Source organism: Pseudomonas sp. MOIL14HWK12:I2 (genome assembly GCF_000510745.1).
Classification (GTDB): domain Bacteria; phylum Pseudomonadota; class Gammaproteobacteria; order Pseudomonadales; family Pseudomonadaceae; genus Chryseomonas; species Chryseomonas oryzihabitans.
In genome coordinates, this window is the sequence record NZ_AZOA01000011.1 from 1 (window position 1) to 25,134 (window position 25,134).

23 protein-coding genes are annotated in these 25,134 nt (G+C 67.5%); 11 read left to right on the forward strand and 12 right to left on the reverse strand.

Annotated features, from left to right (window positions below):
* Nucleotides 1-260, forward strand: a 260-nt coding sequence (locus PSK12I2_RS23900; protein ID WP_037007534.1) for a transposase, incomplete at its 5' end; no start/stop codon positions are given.
* Between the two features lie 440 nt (nt 261-700).
* Here the strand turns inward: PSK12I2_RS23900 and rpsI are convergent.
* From rpsI to PSK12I2_RS0109895, 6 genes are all read right to left on the reverse strand, one after another.
* Nucleotides 701-1,093 carry a 30S ribosomal protein S9 gene (gene rpsI, locus PSK12I2_RS0109870; RefSeq protein WP_007160608.1) on the reverse strand — a complete coding sequence of 131 codons (393 nt, stop codon included), beginning with the start codon at nt 1,091-1,093 and terminating at the stop codon, nt 701-703.
* 15 nt (nt 1,094-1,108) lie between these two features.
* On the reverse strand, nt 1,109-1,537 hold the full coding sequence (gene rplM, locus PSK12I2_RS0109875) for a 50S ribosomal protein L13 (protein ID WP_007160609.1): 429 nt from the start codon (nt 1,535-1,537) through the stop codon (nt 1,109-1,111).
* A 206-nt stretch (nt 1,538-1,743) separates the two neighbouring features.
* Nucleotides 1,744-2,445, reverse strand: a complete 702-nt coding sequence (gene nfi / locus PSK12I2_RS0109880) for a deoxyribonuclease V (RefSeq protein WP_027598260.1) — start codon at nt 2,443-2,445, stop codon at nt 1,744-1,746.
* Between the two features lie 54 nt (nt 2,446-2,499).
* Complete coding sequence (zapE, locus tag PSK12I2_RS0109885) at nt 2,500-3,594, reverse strand: cell division protein ZapE (protein ID WP_007160611.1); 1,095 nt, start codon at nt 3,592-3,594, stop codon at nt 2,500-2,502.
* An 86-nt stretch (nt 3,595-3,680) separates the two neighbouring features.
* On the reverse strand, nt 3,681-5,030 hold the full coding sequence (locus PSK12I2_RS0109890) for a tryptophan--tRNA ligase (protein ID WP_007160612.1): 1,350 nt from the start codon (nt 5,028-5,030) through the stop codon (nt 3,681-3,683).
* Between the two features lie 33 nt (nt 5,031-5,063).
* Entirely contained in the window at nt 5,064-5,699 is a 636-nt protein-coding gene (locus PSK12I2_RS0109895; RefSeq protein WP_027598261.1) for an alpha/beta hydrolase, read from the reverse strand.
* Nucleotides 5,700-5,884: 185 nt separating this feature from the next.
* Here PSK12I2_RS0109895 and PSK12I2_RS0109900 point away from each other — a divergent pair, with 185 nt between their 5' ends.
* The 5 genes from PSK12I2_RS0109900 (at nt 5,885) to PSK12I2_RS0109920 (ending at nt 9,581) form a co-directional block, all read left to right on the forward strand.
* Nucleotides 5,885-6,325 (forward strand): YhcB family protein, encoded by a 441-nt coding sequence (locus PSK12I2_RS0109900; RefSeq protein ID WP_007160614.1) that lies wholly within the window; start codon nt 5,885-5,887, stop codon nt 6,323-6,325.
* A 131-nt stretch (nt 6,326-6,456) separates the two neighbouring features.
* Entirely contained in the window at nt 6,457-6,819 is a 363-nt protein-coding gene (locus PSK12I2_RS0109905; protein ID WP_007160615.1) for an ArsC family reductase, read from the forward strand.
* A 73-nt stretch (nt 6,820-6,892) separates the two neighbouring features.
* Nucleotides 6,893-7,927, forward strand: coding sequence for a 2,3,4,5-tetrahydropyridine-2,6-dicarboxylate N-succinyltransferase (gene dapD, locus PSK12I2_RS0109910; RefSeq protein ID WP_007160616.1), 1,035 nt, complete (start codon nt 6,893-6,895; stop codon nt 7,925-7,927).
* 50 nt (nt 7,928-7,977) lie between these two features.
* Entirely contained in the window at nt 7,978-9,186 is a 1,209-nt protein-coding gene (locus PSK12I2_RS0109915) for an aminotransferase class V-fold PLP-dependent enzyme (RefSeq protein WP_027598262.1), read from the forward strand.
* Complete coding sequence (locus PSK12I2_RS0109920; protein WP_027598263.1) at nt 9,183-9,581, forward strand: SufE family protein; 399 nt, start codon at nt 9,183-9,185, stop codon at nt 9,579-9,581. Before PSK12I2_RS0109915 ends, PSK12I2_RS0109920 begins: the two co-directional genes overlap by 4 nt.
* Here the strand turns inward: PSK12I2_RS0109920 and tadA are convergent.
* Entirely contained in the window at nt 9,578-10,081 is a 504-nt protein-coding gene (gene tadA, locus PSK12I2_RS0109925; RefSeq protein WP_027598264.1) for a tRNA adenosine(34) deaminase TadA, read from the reverse strand. The genes PSK12I2_RS0109920 and tadA overlap by 4 nt on opposite strands.
* Nucleotides 10,082-10,332: 251 nt before the next feature.
* On the opposite strand from tadA, the gene PSK12I2_RS0109930 reads away from it, so the two are divergent.
* Entirely contained in the window at nt 10,333-12,555 is a 2,223-nt protein-coding gene (locus PSK12I2_RS0109930; RefSeq protein WP_027598265.1) for an ATP-binding protein, read from the forward strand.
* 202 nt (nt 12,556-12,757) lie between these two features.
* Entirely contained in the window at nt 12,758-13,345 is a 588-nt protein-coding gene (locus PSK12I2_RS0109935) for a LysE family translocator (protein ID WP_027598266.1), read from the forward strand.
* Here the strand turns inward: PSK12I2_RS0109935 and PSK12I2_RS0109940 are convergent.
* The 5 genes from PSK12I2_RS0109940 to PSK12I2_RS0109960 form a co-directional block, all read right to left on the reverse strand.
* The gene (locus PSK12I2_RS0109940) at nt 13,331-14,158 is read right to left on the reverse strand and encodes an AraC family transcriptional regulator (protein WP_027598267.1); all 828 of its coding nucleotides are present in this window, start codon (nt 14,156-14,158) and stop codon (nt 13,331-13,333) included. The two genes, PSK12I2_RS0109935 and PSK12I2_RS0109940, sit on opposite strands and share 15 nt — an antisense overlap.
* 69 nt (nt 14,159-14,227) lie before the next feature.
* Nucleotides 14,228-15,109, reverse strand: a complete 882-nt coding sequence (locus PSK12I2_RS0109945) for an NAD(P)-dependent oxidoreductase (RefSeq protein WP_027598268.1) — start codon at nt 15,107-15,109, stop codon at nt 14,228-14,230.
* A 310-nt stretch (nt 15,110-15,419) separates the two neighbouring features.
* Nucleotides 15,420-16,175 carry a molybdopterin-dependent oxidoreductase gene (locus tag PSK12I2_RS0109950; RefSeq protein ID WP_007160624.1) on the reverse strand — a complete coding sequence of 252 codons (756 nt, stop codon included), beginning with the start codon at nt 16,173-16,175 and terminating at the stop codon, nt 15,420-15,422.
* On the reverse strand, nt 16,162-16,788 hold the full coding sequence (locus PSK12I2_RS0109955) for a cytochrome b/b6 domain-containing protein (protein WP_007160625.1): 627 nt from the start codon (nt 16,786-16,788) through the stop codon (nt 16,162-16,164). The genes PSK12I2_RS0109950 and PSK12I2_RS0109955 overlap by 14 nt, the downstream gene beginning before the upstream one ends.
* Nucleotides 16,789-17,029: 241 nt before the next feature.
* Nucleotides 17,030-17,641, reverse strand: coding sequence for a hypothetical protein (locus tag PSK12I2_RS0109960; protein WP_017640014.1), 612 nt, complete (start codon nt 17,639-17,641; stop codon nt 17,030-17,032).
* Nucleotides 17,642-17,761: 120 nt separating this feature from the next.
* Between PSK12I2_RS0109960 and PSK12I2_RS0109965 the strand changes: the two genes are divergently transcribed.
* The 3 genes from PSK12I2_RS0109965 (at nt 17,762) to PSK12I2_RS0109975 (ending at nt 25,085) form a co-directional block, all read left to right on the forward strand.
* Nucleotides 17,762-18,433, forward strand: coding sequence for a heavy metal response regulator transcription factor (locus PSK12I2_RS0109965; protein WP_027598269.1), 672 nt, complete (start codon nt 17,762-17,764; stop codon nt 18,431-18,433).
* A complete protein-coding gene (locus tag PSK12I2_RS0109970; protein ID WP_027598270.1) occupies nt 18,430-19,812 on the forward strand; it encodes a heavy metal sensor histidine kinase in 1,383 nt (460 codons plus the stop codon). Before PSK12I2_RS0109965 ends, PSK12I2_RS0109970 begins: the two co-directional genes overlap by 4 nt.
* Nucleotides 19,813-19,952: 140 nt before the next feature.
* Entirely contained in the window at nt 19,953-25,085 is a 5,133-nt protein-coding gene (locus tag PSK12I2_RS0109975; RefSeq protein WP_027598271.1) for a DUF4011 domain-containing protein, read from the forward strand.
* Nucleotides 25,086-25,134: the final 49 nt, after the last annotated feature.

The window sequence follows — 25,134 nt, forward strand, 5'->3', positions numbered from 1 at the left end:
GCCCTTGGCAATCGGGCAAAACGGTGGAGGGACGCACGGTATTGAGCAAGGCCGGTTCCCCGCTCATCAGAGCCAAGCTGTACATGGGCGCCATAGTCGCCAAAGAGCGCAACCCCGACGTGAAAGCGCTGTATGAACGACTACTGGCACGCGGCAAAGCCCGAATGAGCGCCTTGGGCGCCGCCATGCGCAAACTGCTGCAGATTGCCTATGGTGTGCTCAAGACGCAGCGACCTTATCAACCACGACAGGCCCTTTAGAGGACCTGTTGTGATTGATGGGAGAGATGGTATCTACGGTGCCCGAGGGAATCGACGTAGGTTGGCGCTGAGCGTGGCGAAGCTCAACAAAGGTCAGGATGGCCTGACTATTGGGCTTCGGCGGTGAAGCTGCCTCAATCCAGCCTACGGACCCAAGGGAATCGACGCAGGTTAGCGCTGAGAGTAGTGAAGCCCAACACGGGGAGATGGGCTGATTGCCGGGCTTCGGCGGTGGAGCTGCCTCAACCCAGCCTACGGTACCCATGGGAATCGAGGCAGGTTGGCGCTGAGCGTAGCGAAGCCCAACGTTCGGCTGATACCCGACTGCCGACCTTTGGCGGCGAACCCACACCATTGGCCCTGCGCATCCTTCGCCGAAAAATCCCAGGCATAAAAAAACCCAGCCGCTTGGCTGGGTTTTTCGAGCGCATCCCGAAGGATTAACGCTTGGAGTACTGCGGACGCTTACGCGCTTTGCGCAGACCGACTTTCTTACGCTCGACTTCACGGGCGTCACGAGTGACGTAACCGGCTTTGCGCAGGGAGCTGCGGTAGCCTTCGTCGTACTCGATCAGCGCACGGGTGATGCCGTGACGGATAGCACCGGCCTGACCGCTCACACCACCGCCAGCGACGGTAACGTAGACGTCGAACTTCTCCAGGGTCTCGGTCAGCTCGAGGGGCTGACGCACGACCATGCGCGCGGTCTCGCGACCGAAGAAGGTGTCCAGAGCGCGATCGTTGATGGAGATCTTGCCAGTGCCCGGACGGAGGAAGACACGAGCGGTGGCAGTCTTACGACGGCCGGTACCGTAATTTTGAGTTGCCGACATGTTGTACTATCCCGATTAAAACTTGAGTTCTTGGGGCTGCTGAGCGGTGTGCGGATGGTTCGCACCCTTGTACACCTTGAGCTTGCGATACATGTCGCGGCCCAGCGGGTTCTTCGGCAGCATACCCTTGACGGCGGTCTCGATGACGCGCTCGGGAGCACGGGCGATCAGCTTTTCGAAGTTGATCGACTTGATGCCACCCGGGAAACCGGAGTGATGGTAGTACATCTTGTCGGTAGTCTTGGCACCGGTCACACGAACCTGCTCGGCGTTGATGACGACGATGTAGTCGCCGGTGTCAACGTGAGGGGTGTATTCGGGCTTGTGCTTGCCACGCAGGCGAGTGGCGATTTCAGTAGCCAGACGACCCAGAGTCTGGCCAGCAGCGTCGACGACGTACCAGTCGCGCTTAACGGTTTCCGGTTTTGCGGTGAAAGTTTTCATTCTCTATGGCCTCAGAGGCCGCCCTGGTAAAAAGACGGCAAATTCTACACAACAGTGCAACCCCAGACAAGTCAGGGGCAGCCGGAAACAGACGCTCTTCGGGGGCTCGGGTCGGCGTCCGCTACGGCGATCTCGGCAGGCTTAGGCATCCCCCGCCAAGAAAGCTGCGGCATGATACCCGTTCACGCCAGAAAAGCAACCGCAAGCTAGAAAGAAAATAGCGCCTGGGTCGCCGCCGAACCCTGGCGACGGGAGGCCAGGTGATCGGCCAGCCGCGTCGGTTCCGGCAACCGATGGCGTCTGACGCAGGCCATGACCAGCGCGGGTGCGCTGGCCAGGCTGACCCGGTGCCCGGGCGAGACGATCAGCGGCTTGACCCGGTCCTTGCTGCGCAGCACCGTGCCGATCACCCCGCCCTCGCGATCCCGCAAGTCGACCTGGCTGCCGCGCGTCTCGGCGAGTTCGCCGTGGTGACCGGTGAGAATCTTCTTGGCCACGCCGATCGTCGGCAGACCGGTGACCACCCCAAGATGGGCGGCGATACCCAGCCGGCGCGGATGGGCGATGCCATGGCCATCGCAGAACACCAGCTCGGGCGTCTCCGGCAATTCCGCCAGGGCCTGGAGCAGCGCCGGCAATTCGCGAAAGGACAGCAGGCCCGGTACATAGGGCATCACGGTGGGGATGCGGGCGACGGCATGAGCCAGTGGCTGCAGGGTCTCGGCATCCAGCAGGACGGCGACCGCACGGGTGATCTCGCCACCCTCCTCGAAGCCCACGTCGACCCCGGCGTAACGCCGCGGCGCGCCGAAGTCGTCGTGCAAGAGGACCTGGGTGGCCAGTTGCTTCTGCAGGATGCGCGCCTGGGCGGGCGAGCCGTCCCACTCGGCGAAGGGATCGGAATTCACACGTACCTCCCGAAAACCTGGGTCAAAGGATTGATCCTTCAACCCGGGCAGGGTTCACGGCTTGTGCGGACGGGCCAGGTATTCGTGGGATTGCATTTCCAGCAGGCGGCTGAGGGTGCGCTGGAATTCGAATTCCAGGCGGCCACCGGAATAGAGGTCCTTGAGCTCCACTTCGGCCGACAGGATCAGCTTGACCTGGCGATCGTAGAATTCGTCGACCAGGTTGATGAAGCGCCGCGCCATGTCGTCCTTGAGCGCGTCCATCTGCTCGACGTTGCTGACCAGCACCGTCTGGAAGATCTTGCCCAGCTCGATGTAGTCGTTCTGGCTGCGCGGACCGTCGCAGAGGGCGCGGAAATCGAACCAGGCGACGTCTTCGCAGGTGCGGCGAGCGCGGATCTCGCGATTCTCGATCATCAGCGGCACGTCTTCGCAGAGGTCGTTGCACTCGACGGTGAGCGAACGGAAGCTCTTGGCCATCGCCGCCTCGACTTCGTCGCTCAGCGGATAGTGAAACAGCTGCGCCTGCTCCAGAGCGCGCAGGCGATAGTCCACGCCGCTGTCGACGTTGACGATCTCGGTGTGTTCCTTGAGCAGCGCGATGGCCGGCAGGAAGCGCGCGCGCTGCAGACCGTCCTTGTAGAGGCCGTCAGGCACGATGTTCGAGGTGGCGACCAGACTGACGCCGTTCTTGAACAGCTCTTCCAGCAGGGTCGCCAGGATCATGGCGTCGGTGATGTCGGAGACGAAGAATTCGTCGAAGCAGATCACCCGCGCCTCGTCGGCGAAACGTCGGGCGATGATGGTCAGCGGATTCTTCTCGCCCTTGAGGGTGCGCAGCTCTTCGTGGACCCGCTTCATGAAGCGGTGGAAGTGGGTGCGCATCTTCTGCTTGAACGGCAGGGCGTCATAGAAGGTATCGACCAGATAGGTCTTGCCGCGCCCTACCCCACCCCAGAAATACAGCCCCTTGACCGGCGTGACCGTCTTGCGCCCGAGCAGCTTGCCGAACAGGCCACCCTTGGACGCGGGCTCGGCGAGCAATTCGTCATAGAGGCGTTGCAGATGGCGGACGGCCTCTTCCTGGGCAGCATCGTAGAAAAACTCCGGGCGCTTGAGGTCGGCCTGGTAACGCTCGAGGGGGGTCATGGCGGCTTCTGGTCGGGTGGGAAAAAAGGGTGGTCACTGTAATGGCGGTCCCTGGCGTTGACAACGCCGGGGACCGCGGGTGCCCTTTAGGCCTCGGCCAATTGCGCGAGTGCGGTGCGCGTCCGCTCGATCAGCGCATCGCGCGCGGCGGGGGAATCGCTGGCGACGCCCTCGGCCACCACCTGATCTGCCAGCAGCAGCTGGAAGCCGTTGCCCTCTCCCGCCACGACACTGGCCGGCGTGGTGACCAGCTGCTTGCTGGTGATGCCGGCGGTCTTGGCCTCGGCGAAGGGGATCGACAGGGCCAGTTCGGTGCCGTCGGCGTCGAGCAGGCGGAAGCGGAAGCTGCCGTCGCTCTCGCGGAAGCTGACGAAGCGGGCGGTCTTGCTGGCCTTCTTCTTGGCACCGCCGGTGGCGACCTGGGTCTTGAGCGAGCGCAGGCCCACGGCTTCGCGCAGCTCGCCGAGGAAGGGCGTGGCATAGCGGCGGGCCTTGGCGGCACCGGCCAGCAGGATGTCTTCCAGATCATCGGGACGGGCGATCAGCGCCGCATAGCGCTCGCGTGCTTCGCCCAGCTCGGCGTCGAGCAGCTCGAACAGCTGGCCCTTGGCTTCGCCCCAGGCCAGGCCGTCCAGCAGGGCCGCGCGGAAGGCCGCGCTCTGCTCGGGGGTGGCGAAGGCCTGGTAGAGGGTGAAGAGGTGGGCGCTGTCGGGGTCCTTGGGCTCGCCGGGCAGGCGCGAGTCGGTGACGATGCGGGCGATGGCGTCCTTGAGCTGCTTGGCGCTGCCGAACAGCGGGATGGTGTTGTCGTAGCTCTTCGACATCTTGCGGCCATCGAGGCCGGGCAAGGTGGAGACGCTTTCCTCGATGACCGCCTCGGGCAGGGCGAAGTAGTCGCGCCCATTGCCGAACAGATGGTTGAAGCGCTGACCGATGTCGCGGGCCATCTCCACGTGCTGGATCTGGTCGCGCCCGACCGGCACACGCAGGGCGTTGAACATCAGGATGTCCGCGGCCATCAGCACCGGATAGCTGTAGAGCCCCATGGTGACCCCGGCATCGGGATCCTCGCCCTGCTCCAGGTTGCGGTCGACCGCGGCCTTGTAGGCATGGGCGCGATTGAGCAGGCCCTTGCCGGCGACGCAGGTGAGCAGCCAGGTCAGCTCGGGGATCTCGGGGATGTCGGACTGGCGATAGAAGGTCACCCGCTCCGGATCCAGGCCGCTGGCCAGCCAGGTGGCGGCGATCTCCAGGCGCGAACGCTGGATGCGCGCCGGGTCGTCGCACTTGATCAGGGCATGGTAGTCGGCGAGGAAATAGAAGGAGTCGGCATCGTCGGCCAGGCTGGCGCGGATGGCGGGACGGATGGCCCCGGCATAGTTGCCCAGGTGCGGGGTACCGGTGGTGGTGATGCCAGTGAGGATGCGAGTGGTCATGGAGGCGGTGGAAATCCGAGAGACTAACGAGGGTCAGGCCTGCAGGCGGGGCAGGACCAGATCTTTGAGTTCGACGAGTTTGCCATGGAAGAAATGGCTGCAGTCGGCGACGCGGAGCAATTCGTGCGGCTGTTCGAGCGCCGCGGACCAGGCATAGACCCGCTCGGGGGTCACCACCTCGTCGGCCTCGGGCTGGATCACGGTGAGGCGCGCCCGCTGGGGCAGGCGGCCGTCGACCGCGAAACGCTCCACCGGCGGCGCCAGCATGAACAGCCGTTCCACCGCCACGCCCTCGCCTTCCAGGCGCCCGCCGAGGCAGGCGGCGACGCAGGAGCCGAAGGAGAAGCCGCAGAGGGTCAGGGGCAGGTCGGGATGGCGTTCACGCAACCAGGCCACGGCGGCCGCGGCATCGTCGATCTCGCCTTCGCCACCGGCATGCACGCCGGTGCTGGCACCAACGCCGCGAAAATTGAATCTGAGGGTGGCCTGGCCGGCATCCCGGGCGATGCGCTGCAGGGTGGCGACCACCTTGTTCTGCATGGCGCCGCCATGGAGCGGATGGGGATGACAGAGCAATACCGCGCCGGTGGGGGCATCCGGGCTCTGGTACAGCGCCTCCAGAGTGCCCGCGGGGCCCTCCAGCAGCAGGGGTTGTTCACGGGCTGACACGCTTGACTCCGTGATCCCGGACGAACAGTGCTCATCCAAGGAGTTGATTTTGATAGGGTCGATCCTGCGCGATGCCTGAGTGCGGGGTATGATGACGCCCAGCGAATGGCAGAAGACGCAACCCAGTGTACAGGCTCGCCGGTCTGCCGTTACCGTAAAGCAAAGCCGCTCATAGAGGAAGTTTCGTGGAACAGTCGCTCACTACCTGGTTGTTGCCCCTGGTCGCGCTGCTGATCGGGGTCGGGATAGGTTTTCTGCTGGCACGCCTGGTGCCGGGTGCCGCGCCGAGCCGGGTGCAGCGCCAGCTGGATGATCTGCAGAAGAAGTTCGACGACTACCAGCACGAGGTCACCAGCCACTTCAGCACCACCGCCGGCCTGGTGCGCAAGCTCACCCAGACCTACCAGGACATGCAGTCGCACCTGTCCGAAGGCGCCGAGCGCCTGGCCCAGGACGAACTGACCCGTCAGCACCTGCTGGCCTCGCTGCACAGCGCCGAGCAGCGTTACCCCTCCAGTCGCGAGCGCATCGACGGCCCGACCGAAGCGCCGCGGGACTACGCGCCCAAGGGTGACGGCACCCCCGGCACCCTCGACGAAACCTACGGCGTGAAAAGCCGCGGTTGATCGCCAAGGCCGGGGACTCCCCGGCCTTCTGCTTTCCGGCCTCCGCCCTCTGCACTCAGGGCGCGACGCCCGGCCCTTTTCCGGCCCGTCATGGCATAATCCGCGGTTGCAGTCTTTCGCAGGAGAACGCCATGCCCGCAGCGGCCAGTGGCCTGAGCCTCTACGGCATCAAGGCCTGTGACACCATGAAGAAGGCCCGCCTGTGGCTCGACGAGCACGGCCAGGCCTACCACTTCCATGACTACAAGCAGAGCGGCATCGACCGCGAGCGGCTGGCGGCCTGGTGCGCGGAGCATGGCTGGGACAAGGTGCTCAATCGCGCAGGCACCACCTTCCGCAAGCTCGACGACGCCCAGAAGGCCGACCTCGACACCGCCAAGGCCATCGACCTGATGCTGGCGCAGCCTTCCATGATCAAGCGACCCGTGCTCGATCTCGGCGACCGTACCCTGCTGGGCTTCAAGCCCGAGCTCTATGCCGCGGCCCTGAACTGATCCCGCGGCCACCGCCCCTACTACCGAACATCTCGCACCGACCGGATCGGTGCCTCTGCAAAGGAACAGTCTCATGTCGAATGCCCTCTTCAGTATCGCCTTCGGTGTCGGCACCCAGAATCGCCAGGACGCCTGGCTGGAAGTCTTCTATGCACAGCCCTTGCTGAATCCCCCGGCGGCGCTGGTCGAGGCGGTCGCGCCGCTGCTGGACTACCAGGGCGGCAACCAGGCCATCGCCTTCGCCCCGGCCCAGGCCCGCGGCCTGGCCGAAGCCCTCAAGGGCATCGATGCCGTGCAATCGGCGCTGCTGACCCGCCTGGCGGAAAGCACCAAGCCGCTGGTGGCCACCCTGCTGGCCGAAGACGCCGCGCCCGCCTCCACCCCCGAGGCCTACCTGAAGCTGCACCTGCTGTCCCATCGCCTGGTCAAACCCCACGGCCTGAACCTCAGCGGCATCTTCGCCCTGCTGCCCAACGTGGCCTGGACCAACCAGGGCGCCATCGACCTGGCCGAGCTGCCGGCCGAGCAGCTGGAAGCCCGTCTGCGCGGCAAGCTGCTGGAAGTCTTCTCGGTGGACAAATTCCCCAAGATGACCGACTACGTGGTGCCGGCCGGCGTGCGCATCGCCGATACCGCCCGCGTGCGCCTGGGTGCCTATGTGGGTGAAGGCACCACCGTGATGCACGAAGGCTTTGTCAACTTCAACGCCGGTACCGCCGGCCCCGGCATGATCGAAGGCCGCGTTTCCGCGGGCGTCTTCGTCGGCAAGGGCTCGGACCTGGGCGGCGGCTGCTCCACCATGGGCACCCTGTCCGGCGGTGGCAACATCATCATCAGCGTCGGCGAAGGCTGCCTGATCGGCGCCAACGCCGGCATCGGCATCCCGCTGGGCGATCGCTGCACCGTGGAATCCGGTCTCTATGTGACCGCGGGTACCAAGGTCGCCGTGCTGGATGACCAGAACCAGCTGGTACGGGTGGTCAAGGCGCGCGAGCTGGCCGGTCAGAGCGACCTGCTGCTGCGTCGCAATTCGGAAACCGGCGCCGTCGAATGCAAGACCAACAAGACCGCCATCGAACTCAACGAAGCGCTGCACGCGCACAACTGAGTCCACAACCGGGCAGCCCGCCTCGCGCGGGCTACCCCGGAGCTGTCGCCATGTCGCTACCCTCCCCCTGGAGAGCCGAATTCCCGGCTTTCACCGCCTTCGCCGCCGACGGCATCACCTACCTCGACAGCGCCGCCACGGCGCAGAAGCCCCAGGTGGTGCTGGATGCCCTGCTGACCAGCTACAGCCTGGGCGCGGCCAATGTGCACCGGGCCCAGCACTGGGCTGCCGAGCGCGCCACCGCCGCCTACGAAGGCGCCCGGGGGCGGATCGCCGCCTGGCTGGGCGCTGCCGCGCCGCCCGAGGTGGTGCTGACCCGCGGCGCGACCGAGGCGCTCAATCTGCTGGCCTATGGCCTGGAAGACGCCTTCGCAGCCGGGGACGAGATTCTCATCAGTGCCCTGGAGCACCACGCCAACCTGCTGCCCTGGCAGCAGCTGGCCCGGCGTCGCGGCCTCGAGCTCAGGGTCATCCCGCTGACTCCGAGCGGTCATCTGGATCTGGCAGCCGCCGAGCGGTTGCTGGGGCCGCGCACCCGCGTGGTCGCGGTCAGCCAGCTGTCCAACGTGCTCGGCACCTGGCAGCCGCTGGCGGAACTCGCGGCCCTGATCCGGGCACGCTCGCCGGCCTGGCTGGTGGTGGATGGCGCCCAGGGCGCGGTCCATGGGCGGCATCGCCCGGCCGACTTCGACGCCGATTTCTATGTGTTCTCCGGCCACAAGCTCTATGCCCCGGAGGCCATCGGCGTACTCTGGGGCAAGGCCGAGTGCCTGGCGCAGCTCAAGCCCTGGCAATTCGGCGGCGAGATGGTGCAGCACACCACCTTCACCGACGCCCGCTTCCACGCCGCGCCCATGGGCTTCGAGGCGGGGACGCCGCCCATAGGCGCGGCCATCGCCCTGGGCGCGGCGGTCGACTGGCTACAGGGCCAGGACGAGACGCTGATCCGCGGTCACGAGCAGGCTTTGAGCCTGAAGCTGCTGGCCGGGCTGGCTGCCCGAGACGGCGTGCGGGTGCTGGGTGAACCCCAGATCGCCCTGGCCAGCTTCCAGGTCGCGGGCGTGGACGTCGGCGATCTCTCCCATCTGCTGGGCGAACAGGGCATCGCGGTGCGCGCCGGTCAGCACTGCGCCATGCCGCTGTTCCAGACCCTGCAGACCCCCGGTGCGCTGCGGGTTTCCCTGGGCCTGTACAACGATGCCGAGGACCTGCAGCGCTTTTTCACCGCCCTGGACAACGCCCTGGAGCTCTTGCGATGAATCTGCTTCCCGATGCGGCGGAAGCCCGCCGCGCCTTTGTCATCGCCAAGGGCTGGGAGGCGCGCTCGCGACTGCTGCTGCAGTGGGCCGAGCGCCTGCCGGCGGTGCTCGAGGAGCGCGACGAAGACCTGGTACAAGGCTGCGAGAGTCGGGTACGCCTGACCCATGAAGCCCAGGGCGAGCGTCATTTCTTTCGTGCCAGCAGCGAATCCCGGGTGCTCAAGGGCTTGCTCGCCGTGGTGCTGGTGCGCGCCAATGGCCTGACCCGCGAAGAGCTGGGCCGCCTCGACATTCACGGCTGGCTGGGCGAACTTGGCCTGGAACGGCAGTTGTCGCAATCGCGCAGCAACGGCCTGAATGCCGTGCTCACGCGGATGCGCGAACTGGCGGCCTAGCCTTCGCTAGCCGCGGGATTGCGCCGCGCGCGGAAGAAGTCGGTCAGCACCTGACCACAGGCCTCGGCCAGCACCCCACCCTCCACCAGCACCCGGTGGTTGAGGAAGTCCTGCTCGAAGAAGCGCCCGCGGCTCTGGGCCATGCCGGCGCGCGGCTCGCTGGCGCCATAGACCAGGCGCTGGATGCGACTGTGGACGATGAGGCCGGCGCACATGCTGCAGGGTTCGAGCGTCACATAGATCGTCGCGCCAGGCAGCCGGTAGTTGGCCAGCCGAGCGGCGGCGTCGCGAATCGCCTGCATCTCGGCATGGGCGCTGGGATCGTGGGCACCGATGGGGCGATTGAAGCCGCGGCCGATGACCTCGCCATCGAGCACCACCACGGCGCCGACCGGCACCTCGCCCTGGGCGGCGCCCTGCTCCGCCAGGGCCAGGGCCTCGCGCATGAACAGGTCATCCCGGCTGCGGTCGATGATGGGCAAGGGGCGGAAGCGGGCCATGACTGAACTCTGGACAAAGCGTCATGATACCGCCGTCAGCCCGCGAGACCAGTCGCAGGATCCGCGGCCAAAGATGAACCCTTCGGCAAAAAATGATTGCGATAATGGTTATCAGGTACTTCGAATGCGAAAATGGTGCGGTGACTGCTTGCAGTGCGTGAACGGCATCACATTCACAGCCATTCGGTGCTAAAGCTTTAACAGGACCGCCTCGTTGCGGTCCTATTCAAGAGTTCATCTGAGACAGTCGCATGATTGCTGCACCCTCCGGTCAGTCCCTGCAAAGCTGCGAAAGCGAGCCGATCCGCATTCCAGGCGCCATCCAGGCACACGGCTACCTTATCGCGTTCGATGAGGCGGAAGGGCTGATCAAGCATGCCAGCCGCAACCTCCCCGAGCTGTTCGGCAAGCCCCAGGTCGAGTTGCTGGATCGACCACTGCAGCAGGTCCTGCCCCTCGAGCTGTACGAACAGGTGCGGCAGGCGCTGACCCTGGAGCATCTGGAAGAAGCCAATCCGCTGAGCTGGACGCGCCCGGCCCGCGACATGGACGTGATCCTGCACCGCAGCCATGGCCTGGTGTTCCTGGAATTCGAGCCGGACGACCATGGCGGTGTCGAACCCGCCGGGCTGGCCCGTGCCCTGGCCCGCCTGCAACAGGCGCGTACCCTGCCCGAGCTGTGCGAAGGCGCGGTACGCGAGGTGCGCGCCCTGACCGGCTTCGATCGGGTGGTGGTCTATCGCTTTGATGATGGCGGCGATGGCCAGGTGGTGGCCGAGGATCGGATCGACGACATCGACAGCTACCTGGGCATGCACTTTCCGGCGAGCGATATCCCCGCCCAGGCCCGGGCGCTCTATCACGAGAACTGGATCCGCAATATTCCCGACGCCCAGTACGAGGCGATCCCGCTGGTACCGGCCTTTCTCCATGGCACCGAGCGCGACCCCATCGATCTGACCCATGCGGTGCTGCGGAGCGTATCGCCCATCCACTGCCAGTACGTGCGCAACCAGGGTCTGCGCGCCTCCATGAGCGTGTCGCTGATCAGCGACGACAAGCTCTGGGGACTGATCAGCTGTGGCCACCGCGAACCCCTGTATCTGCCCTATCGCACGCGGATGGCCTGCCGCTCGGTCGGGGTGCTGGTATCGCTGATGATCCGCGCTCTGGAGAATCGCCAGGTGCAGCGTGAGATCGACGCCCGCGAGGCGCAGCTGGCAGCCCTGATCCAGGGCATGTGCGACAGCCGTGGCGAGGTGCTCAGCGGACTCTGCGAAAGACCCACCGACCTCCTGGAGCTGGTGGATGCCACCGGGGTCGCGGTGTTGGTGGAGGACGAGCTCTGCACCCTGGGAGAGTGCCCCGGCGCGGAGGACATTCGCGTCCTCGCCGCCTGGGTCACGGCCGAGATGGACACTTCGGGCATCTATGCGACTCGCTGCCTGGCCGACGAATTGCCCGACGCCCGCCGTTACAGCGCCAGCGCCAGTGGCGTGCTGGCCCTGACGTTGCCCAAGCCGGTGCGCAACCTGGTGCTCTGGTTCCGCCCCGAGATCGTTACCACGGTGGTCTGGAGCGGTAACCCGGCCAAGCTGGAAGCCACGGTGCCCATGCCGGGTCCAGGGCTCAACTATCCGCATCCGCGGCGTTCCTTCGATGCCTGGAAGGAGCTGGTACGGCTGCGTTCCGAACGCTGGCGCCAGGCCGATCTGTTCGCCGCCAAGGACCTGCGCCGCTCGGCCATCGAGCTGGATCTGGCACGCCAGGTCGAACGCGAGCGGCAGGCGGTGCGTCTCCGCGACGAGATCGTCGCGGCGGTCTCCCATGACCTGCGCAGCCCCATCACCATCATCCTGATGAAGGTCGGAATGCTGCAGCGCCAGCTGGAAAAGCTGGCCCCGGGCGATGATCACCTGCCCGGTTCGCTGGAGGTGATAGAGACCGCGGCCAATCGCATGAATGCCCTGATCAGCGACCTGCTGGACCTGTCCAAGATCGAATCGGATCGCCTGGCGCTGGATCTGAAGCCCGCGCGCCTGGCCGACGTCTGCGCGCAGCCCATCCTGCTGTCGCGCCCGCTGGCGGAGATCAAGAACATCAGTCTGGAATACGCGGCCGATCCGGAGCTCCAGGTCCTGGTGGAAGCCGAACGCATCTTCCAGGTACTGATGAATCTGCTGGGCAATGCCATCAAGTTCACCGCGCCGGGCGGTCTGGTACAGCTCAGCATGCGGCAGGTCGGCAACCTGGCGGAGATCAGCGTGACGGACAACGGTCGCGGCATGAACCAGGCGCAGCAGGCGCGGGTGTTCGAGCGGTTCTGGCATGTCCAGGAAGACAACCCTACCGGTCATGGGCTGGGGTTGTATATCGCCAAGGGCATCGTCGAAGCCCATGGCGGCGAGCTGAGCGTCACCAGCGCCCTGGGCGAAGGCAGTACCTTCCGCTTCACCCTGCCCATCGCGCCCTAGCGTACCCGGACGAGAGAAAGGAAAGCCCCGGTGGCCGACAGCGACGTTGAAACCACCGGGGGAGCGCTGGGCTCGCTGTAATGGACGTTAGCGAAACGCCGCGAATTCCCGCCTTTCGTCGGGCTGCAAGGGTCATTTTCTTCAATACCGCCAGGGGACATCCCCGCTAGGTTCAGGTCTCCACAACTGTCGAGACCTCGCGATGACCCTGATCCTGTCCATGGCCGCCTTTGCCCTGGTGGCGTCCCTCTCTCCCGGCCCGGTCAATCTGGTGGGCTTCAACACCGGCCTCACCCACGGCTGGCGACCGGCCCTGTGGCATGTCGCCGGGGCCACCCTGGGCTTCGTCGTCCTGCTGCTGGGGGTCGGCCTCGGCCTGCACGAGGTGCTGGCCGCCTGGCCGGCACTGCTCTGGATCCTGCGCGTGGCGGGCGCCCTCTTCCTGCTGTACCTGGCCTGGAAACTGACACGGGCCTCGGGGGACCTGGGCAGCGGCGCAGTGGCGGCCTGCCCGGGCTTTCGCGACGGCGCCCTGCTGCAGTGGCTCAATCCCAAGGCCTGGCTTGCCGCCGCGGCCGGGGTGGCGCTGTTCGTGGGCGAGGATCGCGGCCGCCTGGCGCTGTTCGCCGGCCTCTACCTGGTGATCTGTTTCGCCTCCCTGGCCTGCTGGGCGGTGGCCGGTCAATGGCTGCGTGGCCGCGCCCTGACGCCAGGTCGCCTGCGCCTGCTCAATCGCGCCCTCGCCGCGTTGCTGGTGCTGTGCGCCGCTTCGCTGCTATGGGAGGGCTGACGCGGCGCGATACTGACCGGGGGTGGCCGCCACCAGGCGCTTGAAGGTGCGCTGCAGGTGGGCCTGGTCGGCGAAACCGGTGGCCAGGGCGACCTCGGCCAGCCCCTCGCCCTGGCGCAGGCGTTGCCGCGCCAGGCGGATGCGTCGGTCGATCAGATAGGCGTGGGGCGTCAGGCCAAAGCGCCGGCGAAAGCTGCGAATCAGCTGGGTGGGCGAGAGATCCGCCACCTGGCTGAGTTGGTCCAGGCTGACTCCTTCGCCGCAATGGGCATCGAGAAATTCGGCGGCGCGCCTCAGCCGGCGATCCTCGCGCACCGGCGCCGCCGCGACCGGGGTGCGGCCCAGGCGGGCCAGTACGGCCTCGAAATACAGCAGCGCCTGGCTCTGGCGCTGCAGGGTGAGGCTGTCGGGATCGATCAGGCAGGCATGCAGGGCTTCCAGGCCGGCATAGAGCGGGCCGTCCCGCGACAGCTGTGCCGCCAGGGGCTGGAAGTCGTCGCGCCCCGGACGCTGCAGCTCGGCCAGCCAGCCGGCGTCCACGTGCAGCATGCGATAGCGCCAGGCGGCCTCGCCCTGGGGATTGCAGGCATGAACGTCACCGGGATTCATCAGCACCAGGGTCCCCGCCCCTACCAATTCGCGGGTCCGGCCGTTGTGATAGCGACTGCGCCCGCCCAGCACGGTGCCGATGGAAAAGGTCTCGTGGGAATGCGGGGCATAGCAGAGCGCGCGGCCGTCCTGGATGGAACGGGCTTCAAGAAAGGGCAGCGCGGGATCGCGCCAGAACTGGGGGACGGCGCCGGTAGCGGTCATGTGGCAGGGATTCCGGGACGACGGACCGGAGCAGTCTAGACGTCGTCCCGGAAGGGGGAAAGTCAGGCGTCAGCGGGTGGCGGCGTCTTCGGCTTCCTCCAGCAGGACGTCGGCGGTGATCAGGTAGTCGGCGTCCGGGTGCAATTCGGCGCCCAGCGCCAGTTGCTGCGCCGCGGCGGCCAGGGTCGGGGCGCCCTGGTAGGTGGCGTTGAGTTCGGCCAGCAGGAGGCCCATGTCCTTGTGCATCAGCGCCGCCGGAAATTGCGGGGCGAAGTCGCCGTCGCGCAGGGCTGCCAGCTTGCGCTGGTGATGGGGCGAGAGCACCGCCAGGTCGCCGAACACCTCGAACAGCACCTCGGCATCCAGGCCGGCGCGGGTGGCATAGGCCAGGGCCTCGGCCAGGGCGGCGAGTCCGGCGCCCATCAGGCCGTTGATGGCCAGTTTGATGGCGGCGCCCTGCCCGGTCGGACCGACGTGGTGCACGGTCTTGCCCAGGGTCTCGAGGATGGGACGGGCGCGCTCCACCGCTTCGGGTTCGCCACCGGCCAGGACCACCAGTTGCGCCTTTTCCGCCTCGGGCGTGCTGCCGGACACCGGGGCCTCGACCACGGCGATACCCCGGGCGCGACCGGCCGCCTCCAGGCGCAGCGCCAGCGCCGGCGAGTTGGTGCTGGTGTTGATCAGCAGACGACCGCTCTCCAGCCGGGCGAGGACGCCGTCGGGGCCGAGCAGCACGTGTTCGAGGATGGCGTCGTTGGGCAGGGAGACGATCACCACCTCCGCCTGGGGCAAGAGGGTCGCCAGGGGCTCCATGGGCGTGCCGTGGCGCTCGCCGTCCTGCTGGTGCTCGGCATAGGCGCTGACCGCATAGCCGGCCTCGCGCAGGTTGGCGCCCATGCGCTGGGCCATGGCACCGAAGCCGATGAAACCGATCGAGGGATGGGCGGACATGGCGAGACTCCTGGGTAAAGGATGGGTGGTATCTCGACTGCCCCCGACGACGGGGGTTCCGCCGGCTAGATCCCGCTCAACGTCTCGCGAGCTAGAGACAGACAAGACGCAACGACCTGCGGGAGTAACAGGCGCAGCCTGGCCCGAAGGGTCAGCGCTAGCGAATCAAAGACCTGAGGAAGCGGATCGGACCCGCGCTCGGGTTTACGAGTAGTAAATGAACATTCCGACGGGGCCGCCTAGGCCGGGCTGGCGACCCAGGGTCTTTTCAACGCAGTTTGGCCGACGCGCAGCAGACGTTGAGTGGGATCTAGATCCCGCTGAACCAGTTATAGCCCTGGTCCTCCCAATAGCCGCCGGGATAGTCGTTGGTCACGAACAGCGCCTGGATGTGCTTGGGATTCTTGAAGCCGAGCTTGGTGGGTACCCGCAGGCGCAGCGGGTAGCCGTAGTCCGGCGGCAGGGCCACCTGGCCGAAGTCCAGCGCCAGCAGGGTCTGGGGATGTAGCGCCGAGGCCATGTCGATGCTGGAGTAGTAGCGATCGGCGCACTTGAAGCCGACGTACTTGGCCGTGGTGTCGGCACCGATGCGTTCGAGGAAGGTGCGCAGCGGCACCCCGCCCCACTGGCCGATGGCGCTCCAGCCTTCGATGCAGATGAAGCGGGTGATGTCGGCGCGCTGCGGCAGGCGGCGCAGGTCTTCCAGGGTCCAGGCCTGCTTATGGGCGACCAGGCCGGAGACCTCCAGGCGATAGTCGCTCAGGTCCACTTCCGGAACGTTGTATTCGGGGTAGAAGGCGTTGAAGGGAAAGGGGTTGGTGATCTGGCTGGCGGCATAGGTCGGCGCCAGGCGCTCGCGGCCGAATAGCCAGGCCTGCACCCGGTCGTTGAAGCGCGACATGGACCAGAGCACCTTGTCGACGCTGTCGCCGTCCTGCAGGTTGCAGCCGCTGAGCATCGCCAGGGCACCCACGGTCAGGCCCTGCTTGAGCAGCAGGCGTCGTTGCAGATTTTCCACCTGCCGCTGTTGCGCCGGTTCCAGGCGCAGCCGTTCACGCCGACTCATCGTCAACCTCCTCGTGCGCCCGGCCGGTGATCATCGGCGGCAGGGTGCGGGGGACCAGGATGACCAGGGCCAGGTGCACGACGACGAAGGCGCCGATGCCGGCCATGGCGAAGAAATGCACGTAGCGGGCGGTGTCGAAGCCGCCCAGCAGCGCGACCAACCCTTGCAGCTGCACGGGTTTCCAGATGGCCAGTCCGGAGAGCACCACCAGGACCCCGAGGGCGAGCACACCCCAGTAGAGCAGGCGCTGCACGGCGTTGTAGGTGCCCAGCTGGTGGCCAAGCCGCAGACGTGCGGCGGCGATGAAATCCCGGCCGATGGCGCGTGGCGACAGGGGCAGGAAATCGCGCCGGAAGTGGCCGCTGAACAGGCCATAGAGCAGATAGACCAGGCCGTTCACCGCGAGCAGCCAGAACACCGCCAGGTGCCAGGCGATGGCGCCGCCCAGCCAGCCGCCGAGGGTCGACCAGGCGGGAAAGGTGAAGGAGAACAGCGGCGAGGCGTTGTAGATCGCCCAGCCGCTCATGAACATGCAGGGCATCGCCAGGGCGTTGAGCCAGTGGGTGAGGCGCACCGGCCAGCGGTGCACCAGGCGCCGTCGCGAGGTGGTCATGGGGTTCCCCTCCACGGAAAGTTGGACGCGGTCGCCAGGCGACCGCTTAACTACATGGACTATTCAAAGCCTTGCGAGCTAGCACCAAACAAGGCGAAAGGCCCTGAGGAAGCGGATCGGACTCGCGCTCGAGTTTACGAATGGTAAATGAGCATTCCGATGGGGCCGCCTAGGCAGGGCTGGCGACCCAGGGGCTTTTCAACGCCGTTTGGCCGACGCGCAGCTGGCTTTGGGTAGTTCATTACATGGGCGGGGTGAAACCGTCCTTGCCTACGGCCACGCCCTTGGCGTGCTTGCCGTCTTCGGCGGGGAACAGCACGACCTTGGCACCGGGCTTGAGCAGGCTGCGGTCGCCCTTCTCGACATAGGCGATGGGCACGTCTTCCGGCACCACCAGCTGCTTCTCGCCGCCCTTGTACTGCACGGTCAGGGTGCGGCCGTTGGCCTTCTTGAGTTCGCCCACGGTGCCGTTGGTCATGGTGCCGGTGCTGCCATCGGCATTTTCCCAGCCGTAGTGGCCTTCGCCGGAGCCGCGCAGGCTGGCCTCGAACACCGTCACTTCCAGCGCCTTGAGGGTGCCGTCGGGCTGCGGTGTGGCAGCGGAGCCGATGAAGCTGTTGGCTTCGATGCGATCCAGGTTGGCCTTGGACACGGCGCGGTAGCTGGTCTTGTCATCCAGCATCAGGGTCTGGTGGGCACCGTTGCGGGTGGTGAAGGCCAGGGTGTCGCCCTGGACGCTGTCCACGGTGCCGCGCATGGGCTTGACGGTGGGCATGGGCGCGGCCTGGGCCAGCAGGGCACTGCTGGCGAGCAGCAGGGCAAGGGAACCGCGGAGCAGAGTCTGGGTACGCATGAAGCCTCCTGGGATAGGGAATCGCCCCGCCACAGTGCGACGCGTGGGGGGTCAGCAAGATGACCGGCGAATGACAAAAATGTCACCCAGCGAAGCGACCGGAGGCCCTACCATTACGTCATGCACATTCTCCTCATCGAAGACGACCAGAAGACCGGCGAGTACCTGAAGAAGGGTCTCGGCGAATCCGGCTACGCGGTCGACTGGACCCAGCACGGCGCCGACGGCCTGCACCTGGCCCTGGACGGCCGTTACGACCTGATCATCCTCGACGTCATGCTGCCCGGCATCGACGGCTGGCAGATCATGGAGGTCTTGCGCAAGAAGCTCGACGTGCCGGTGCTCTTTCTCACCGCCCGCGACGGCCTGCAGGATCGTATCCGCGGCCTGGAGCTGGGCGCTGACGACTACCTGGTCAAGCCCTTCTCCTTCGTCGAATTGCTGCTGCGCATCCGCACTCTGCTGCGGCGTGGCGTGGTGCGCGAGCCCGAGCATTTCCACCTGGCCGATCTGCAGCTGGACCTCCTGCGGCGGCGGGTGACCCGCGGCGACGACCTCATCGTGCTGACAAACAAGGAATTCGCCCTGCTGCACCTGCTGCTGCGCCGCGAAGGCGAGGTGCTGTCGCGCACCCTGATCGCCGCCGAGGTCTGGGACATGAATTTCGACAGCGACACCAACGTGGTGGACGTGGCCATCAAGCGGTTGCGCGCCAAGGTCGACAATCCCTACCCGGTCAAGCTGATCCATACCGTGCGCGGCATCGGCTATGTCTGCGAGGTCCGCCCTTGAGCGCCCGCTCACCCTCGCTTATCCTGCGCGCCACCCTGGGATTCGCCCTGGTGGCGCTGCTCGCCGTGGGCGGCGCCGGCCTGTTCCTCTACCACAGCCTGGAACGGACGGTGCTGGAGCGCGCCGACTATGCCCTGCTCGGTCGCCTGGCGCATTTTCGCAGCCTGCTCAGCGCCGACCTGTCGCTGGAGACCCTGGGGCGCAGTCCGCAGCTGTTCGCCAACATGCTGGGCAACGAGCAGGACGTCTTTCTCATCGGCGCGCCGGGCGCCAAGCCGGTGATCGCCTCCAATCCGCTGCAGATCGCCCTTCCCGAGCTGGCCGTCATCCCCCAGACCCGACGACCGACCCGGGCCGATCTGCGCGAAGGCCAGCTGGCCGACGGCACCCGCTGGCGCGCGGCGCGGGTCGCGGTGAACACCCCCGAAGGCCCGGTGGAGCTGACCGCCGCCCATGTGCTGCGCAACGAAGACACCACCCTGGCCGATTTCCGGCTGGGTCTGATCGGCGCGGTGACCCTGGCCTTCCTGTGTACCGCTGGCCTCGGCTATCTGCTGCTGCGACGCGGCCTGGCGCCGCTGCGGCGCATCGCCCGCCATGCCGGCGGCATCACCCCGACCCGCCTGGCCGCGCCCCTGGAGCTGGCCGATGCGCCGCGCGAGTTGCAGCCGCTGGTGGAAAACTACAACGCCATGCTGGCGCGCCTGGCCGACGGCTATGGCCGGCTGGTGCAATTTTCCGCCGACCTCGCCCACGAGATCCGCACCCCGATCAATGCCCTCATGGGCCATACCGAGGTCGCCCTGCGCCAGGTGCGCAGTGCCGAGGACTACCAGGCGCTGCTGGCGTCCAACCTGGAGGAGCTGGAGCGCATCTCGCGGCTGGTGGAAAGCATCCTCTTCCTCGCCCGCGCCGACGACGCCCAGGCGGTGCTGACCCCGCAGCCGTTGCAGCTGGACGAAGAGCTGGCGCGCATCGCCGACTATTTCGAAGGGCCGGCCGACGAGCGCGGCCTGCGGCTGGTGGTATCGGGCGGCGGCGAGGTGGTCGCCGATCCGCTGATGCTGCGCCGCGCCCTGAGCAACCTGGTGGCCAATGCCATCCGCTATGCCGAGCCGGACGGCGAGATCCTCCTGCAGGCGGACGGCGGGCGCATCCGCGTCAGCAATGCCGGGCCGGCGCTGGCGCCGGAGCACCTGCGTCGGCTATTCGACCGCTTCTACCGCGCCGATCCCTCGCGCCACCAACCCCATGATTCCAACGGCCTGGGCCTGGCCATCGTCGCCGCCATCATGCGCCTGCACGGCGGCCGCGCCGAGGTCGAGCAGGATGAGCGGGGCATCCATTTCAGCCTGGTCTTCCCGACCGCGGCGGCCTGAAGCGCGACCTATCCCTCAAACCACGCAACCGCCCGTCACCAAAGGACTTTTTCCGCTTGCCCAGGCCGGCTATGGGCTGCATCGACCCGTCCACTACTGTACATTCATCTACCTTAGGCAATAAGCAAGGGTGGTAGGCGATGAGCGTGGATGTCGAACTGGTGCTGGCCGGCAAGATCGGTTTTGCGGCGCACCAGAACGCGGTGCCCGTGCTGCGCGAATTGCGCCTCACCCACAGCGGCCAGGAACCCCTGGTCGACGTCAGCCTGACGGTGACCGCCGAGCCGGCCTTCGTGGTCCCGCGCACCTGGCACCTGGAGCGCCTGGACCCCAAGGGCACCCTTCATCTCGACGATCGCGACCTCGAATTCGACGCCGCCCTGCTCGGCAGCCTGCAGGAAAGCCTGGTCGCCCAGCTGACCTTCACGGTGCGTCAGGGCGAAGAGATCCTGCAGACGCGGCGCTATCCGGTCGAGCTGCTGGCCCGCAACCAGTGGGGCGGCGTGGACAGCATGCCCGAGCTGGCCGCGGCCTTCGTCATGCCCAACGACCCGGCAGTGGATCGCCTGCTGGGCGCGGCCGCCGAGGTCTTGCGCCGCGCCGGCAAGTCCACGGCGCTGGACGGGTACGAGAGCGGCTCGCGGCGACGCGTCTGGGAGCTGGGTTCGGCCCTGTGGTCGGCGCTCTGTGGTCTGCAGCTGACCTATGCGGTGCCGCCGGCCAGTTTCGAGCGCCAAGGCCAGAAGATCCGCACGCCGGGCGCCATCCTCGACGGCGGCCTGGCCACCTGCCTGGATCTCGCCCTGCTCGCCTGCGCGGCGCTGGAACAGGCCGGTCTCAATCCGCTGCTGGTCATTACCCGCGGCCATGCCTTCGCCGGGGTCTGGCTGCAGCCCCAGGAATTCGCCCAGCTGCTCACCGACGACGCCGAGCCGGTGCGCAAGCGGGTAGCGCTCAAGGACCTGCTGGTCTTCGAGACCACCCAGGCCACCGCCTCGCCGCCGCCTTCCTTCAGCCAGGCCATGCAACTGGCCGAGCGGCAGCTGGACGACGAGTCCTTCGTGCTGGCGCTGGACGTTCGTCGTGCCCGTCTGCAACGCATTCGCCCGCTGGCGGTGCCCGGCCAGCCGGCCATCCATGCGGACGGCCTGCTACTGCCCGGCGAAGCCCTGGAAGAAGCCCCGCCGCTGCCGGCCTTCGACGTGGACGTCGAGGCGGCGCCGACCACCCCGGTCGGGCGCCTGGCACTGTGGCAGCGCAAGCTGCTCGACCTCACCACCCGCAATCGCCTGCTGCATGTGCCGGACAACGCCCGCAGCGTGCCCCTGCTCTGCCCCGAGCCGGCGGCGCTGGAAGATCGCCTGGCCGAGGGCCGGGCACTGCGCCTGGTGCCGCTGCCGGATCTGGCGGTGAGCGGGCGCGACGCCGTGCTGCACGAAGCCCGCGAGCACGAGAATCTCGACGACGAATACGCCCGCGGCGCCCTGGCCCGCGGCGAGGTGGTCGCGCCCCTGGATGCGACCAAACTGGACGCGGCCCTGGTGGAGCTCTATCGCCGCGCCCGCAGTGATCTCGACGAGGGCGGCGCCAACACCCTCTACCTGGCGCTGGGCTTCCTGCGCTGGAAGAAGGCGGCCGATGATCCCAAGCACTACCGTGCGCCGCTGATCCTGCTGCCGGTACGCCTGGAACGGCAGAGCGCCGCCAGCGGCATCACCCTGCACCTGTTCGAGGACGAGCCGCGCTTCAACCTGACCCTGCTGGAGCTCTTGCGCCACGACTTCGACCTGGACATTCCCGGGCTCGACGGCCCGCTGCCCGGCGATGGCAACGGCATCGACGTGGATGGCATCTGGACCAGGGTCCGCCGCGCGGTGCGCGACCTGCCCGGCTTCGAGGTCAGCAACGAATTGCTGCTCGGCCAGTTCTCCTTCGCCAAGTACCTGATGTGGAAGGACCTCACCGAGCGCAGCGACCAGCTGATGGAAAGCCCGCTGGTGCGGCACCTGCTGGAGCGCACCACGGAATCCGGCGCCTACCTGAGCGGGGGCAGCTTTCCCCGCGAGCGCGAGCTGGATCGCCAGGTCACCCCTGCCGAACTCTTCACCCCGCTGCCGGCGGATTCCTCGCAACTGGCGGCGGTGCTGGCCTCGGCCGGTGGCCAGGACTTCGTGCTGGACGGCCCGCCCGGCACCGGCAAGTCCCAGACCATCGCCAATATGATCGCCCACAACCTGGCGCTCGGTCGGCGGGTGCTGTTCGTCGCCGAGAAACGCGCGGCCCTGGACGTAGTGTATCGCCGCCTGGAGGCCCAGGGGCTGGGCGAATTCTGCCTGGAGCTGCATTCGAGCAAGGCGTCCAAGGCCGAGGTACTCAAGCAGCTGGAGCGCGCCTGGGATACCCGCGACGGCCTCGACGAAGAAGAATGGCTGGCCGAGGCCGCCGAGGTGGAACGCCTGCGCGATCGCCTCAATGCAGTGGTCGAGCGCCTGCACCGGCGCTGGCCCAATGGCCTGACCCTGCAGCAGAGCATTGGCCGCGTCCTGCGCGACGCCGCCCCCGATACCCCGCGCCTGGCCTGGCCCAATGCCGACGCCCACGACGCCGAGGCCCTGGCCGAGTTGCGCAACGCCGTGCGCCGCCTGGCCCTGCACGCCGAGACCGGCCGCAGCCTGGCGGCGGATTTCGCCCTCTTGCCGGCCCATCCCTGGTCCAACGCCTGGCAGGACGCCCTGGTTGGCGCCGCCGAACGGCTGCGCGACACCCAGCAGGCCCTGCAGCAGGCGCGGCAACGCCTGCGCGACGTCCTTGGCCTGCCGCTGGCGGATCAGGTGGCGCCCCGGCGCCTGCTGGAATTCGCCGAGCTGCTGCAGAACGCCGCCGGCCAGGACCTGGCCTTCGCCTTCGGGCCTGGCGCCGCCGAGCGTCAGCGCCAGCTGGGGCGCGCCCTGGAGTTGCTGCGCGATTACCAGACGCTGGAGCGCGAGCTGTCGGTGCCCTATGCCGCCGAAGCCTGTCGCCGCGTCGCCCTGACCCAGCTGGAAACCGCCTGGGATGCCGCCGGGCAGCGCTTCTGGATCTTCGCCAGCCGCGCCCAGCGCCAGGTCACCCAGGATCTCGCCCGCCAGGGCGAAACCCAGGGCCAGCCCGATGTGGCCGCCGACCTGCCACGCCTGCGGCGCCAGCGCACCCTGCTCACCGAACTGGACGAGTTGACGCCCAACCTGGCCGGCATCAGCGGCTGGCAGGGCGTCACCAGCGACCTGGAGGCCCTGCTCGCGCGCCGCGCCCTGGCGGAAAGGCTGAGCGCGGCGCTGCCGACCCTGGCAGAAACGCCCGAGCAGCTGCTGGCCCTGCGCCAGGCCGCAGCACGCCGATTGCAGCATTCCGAGGACCAGTCGGCAGACACCAGTCTGGCCCCGGCCAGCAGCGCCTTCGCCGCCGCCCTGGAGGCCGCCGAAGCCGAGCGCCAGAGCTTTGCAGAGCAGGCAGGACTGCCGGCAGACACCCCGGCCGCCGAGCTGGTACGCACCGCCGCCGCCCTGTTGCGCCAGCCCGGTCGCCTCAAGGCCTGGTGCGACTGGCAGCGGGTCCGCGAGGAAGCCGACGCCCTCGGCCTGGCAGCGCTGATCGCGCGCGTCACGGTCGGCTCCGGCGAGGATCTCGCAGCCGTCTTCGAAACCGCCTATGCCCGCTGGTTCGCCGCCACCGCCCTGGACGCCGAGCCCTTGCTGCGCGATTTCGTCCCGGCCGAGCACGAAAGCGACATCCAGGCCTATCGCCGGCTGGACGATCGCCTGCAGACCCTCGCCGTGCGCCATATCCGCGCCCTGCTCTGCCACGGCCTGCCGCCGAAGAACGACGCGGCGCGCCAGGGTGGCGGCTTCGCCGTGCTCAAGCACGAATTGCAGAAGCAGCGGCGACACAAGCCGCTGCGCCAGCTGGCCCTGGAAATGGGCGACGCCCTGGCGCGGCTGGCGCCGTGCATGCTGATGAGTCCGCTGTCCATCGCCCAGTACCTGCCGCCCGATGGCGGCCTGTTCGACCTGGTGATCTTCGACGAAGCCTCGCAGATCGCGCCCTGGGACGCGGTGGGCGCCATCGCCCGCGGTGTGCAGGTGGTGATCGCGGGCGACCCACGGCAGATGCCGCCGACCCGCTTCTTCGACCGCGCCGCCGGCGAGGACGACACCGCCGAGGACCTGGAGAGCATCCTCGACGAATGCCTGGGCGCCGGCATCTACAGCCACAGCCTCAACTGGCACTACCGCAGTCGCCACGAGAGCCTGATCGCCTTTTCCAACCATCACTACTACGACGGCAAGCTCATCACCTTCCCCGCCCCGGAGATCCGCCCGAGCGCGGTGGAATGGCGGCGGGTGGACGGCGTCTACGCCAAGGGCAAGGGACGGCACAACGCCCTGGAAGCCCAGGCCATGGTCGCAGAGGCGGTCAAGCGCCTGCTCGATCCGGCCTTCGCCGGTCTCAGCCTGGGCATCATCACCCTCAACAGCGAACAGCAGCGCCTGGTCACCGACCTGCTCGACCGCGCGCGCCAGCAGCACCCGGAGATCGAGGCGCACTTCGCCGAAGACCTGGCCGAGCCGGTGGTGGTGAAGAACCTGGAAACGGTGCAGGGCGACGAGCGCGACCTGATCATGCTCGGCATCGGCTTCGGCCCCACCGAGCCGGGCGCCAATACGATGTCGATGAACTTCGGTCCCTTGAACAAGGACGGTGGCTGGCGCCGCCTCAACGTCGCCGTGACCCGGGCGCGCCGGGAGATGCTGGTGTTCTCCTCCTTCGATCCGGGGCTGATCGACCTCAATCGCACCAATGCCCGCGCGGTACGGGATCTCAAGCTGTTCCTGGAATTCGCCCAGCGCGGCCCCCAGGCCCTGGCCGCCGCGGTCAAGGGTTCGCTGGGGGGACACGACTCGCCCTTCGAGGAAGCCGTGGCCCAGGCGCTGCAGGCCAAGGGCTGGCAGGTGGTGCCGCAGATCGGCGTGTCGCGTTTCCGCATCGACCTGGGTATCGTCCATCCCGATCGTCCGGGCGATTACCTGGTGGGCATCGAATGCGACGGCGCCACCTACCACAGCGCCGCCACCGCCCGCGACCGCGACAAGACCCGCAGCGCCATCCTCCAGGGCCTCGGCTGGACGCTGCTGCGCGTCTGGTCCACCGAATGGTGGATCGACCGGGTTGGCGCCACCGAGCGGCTGCATGAGGAGATCGAGCGGCTGCTGGAGGAGTCGCGAGCGAAAGCCTGAGATAGGGTCTGTTGGGCTTCGCTGCGCTCCATCCAACCTACGAGGCACC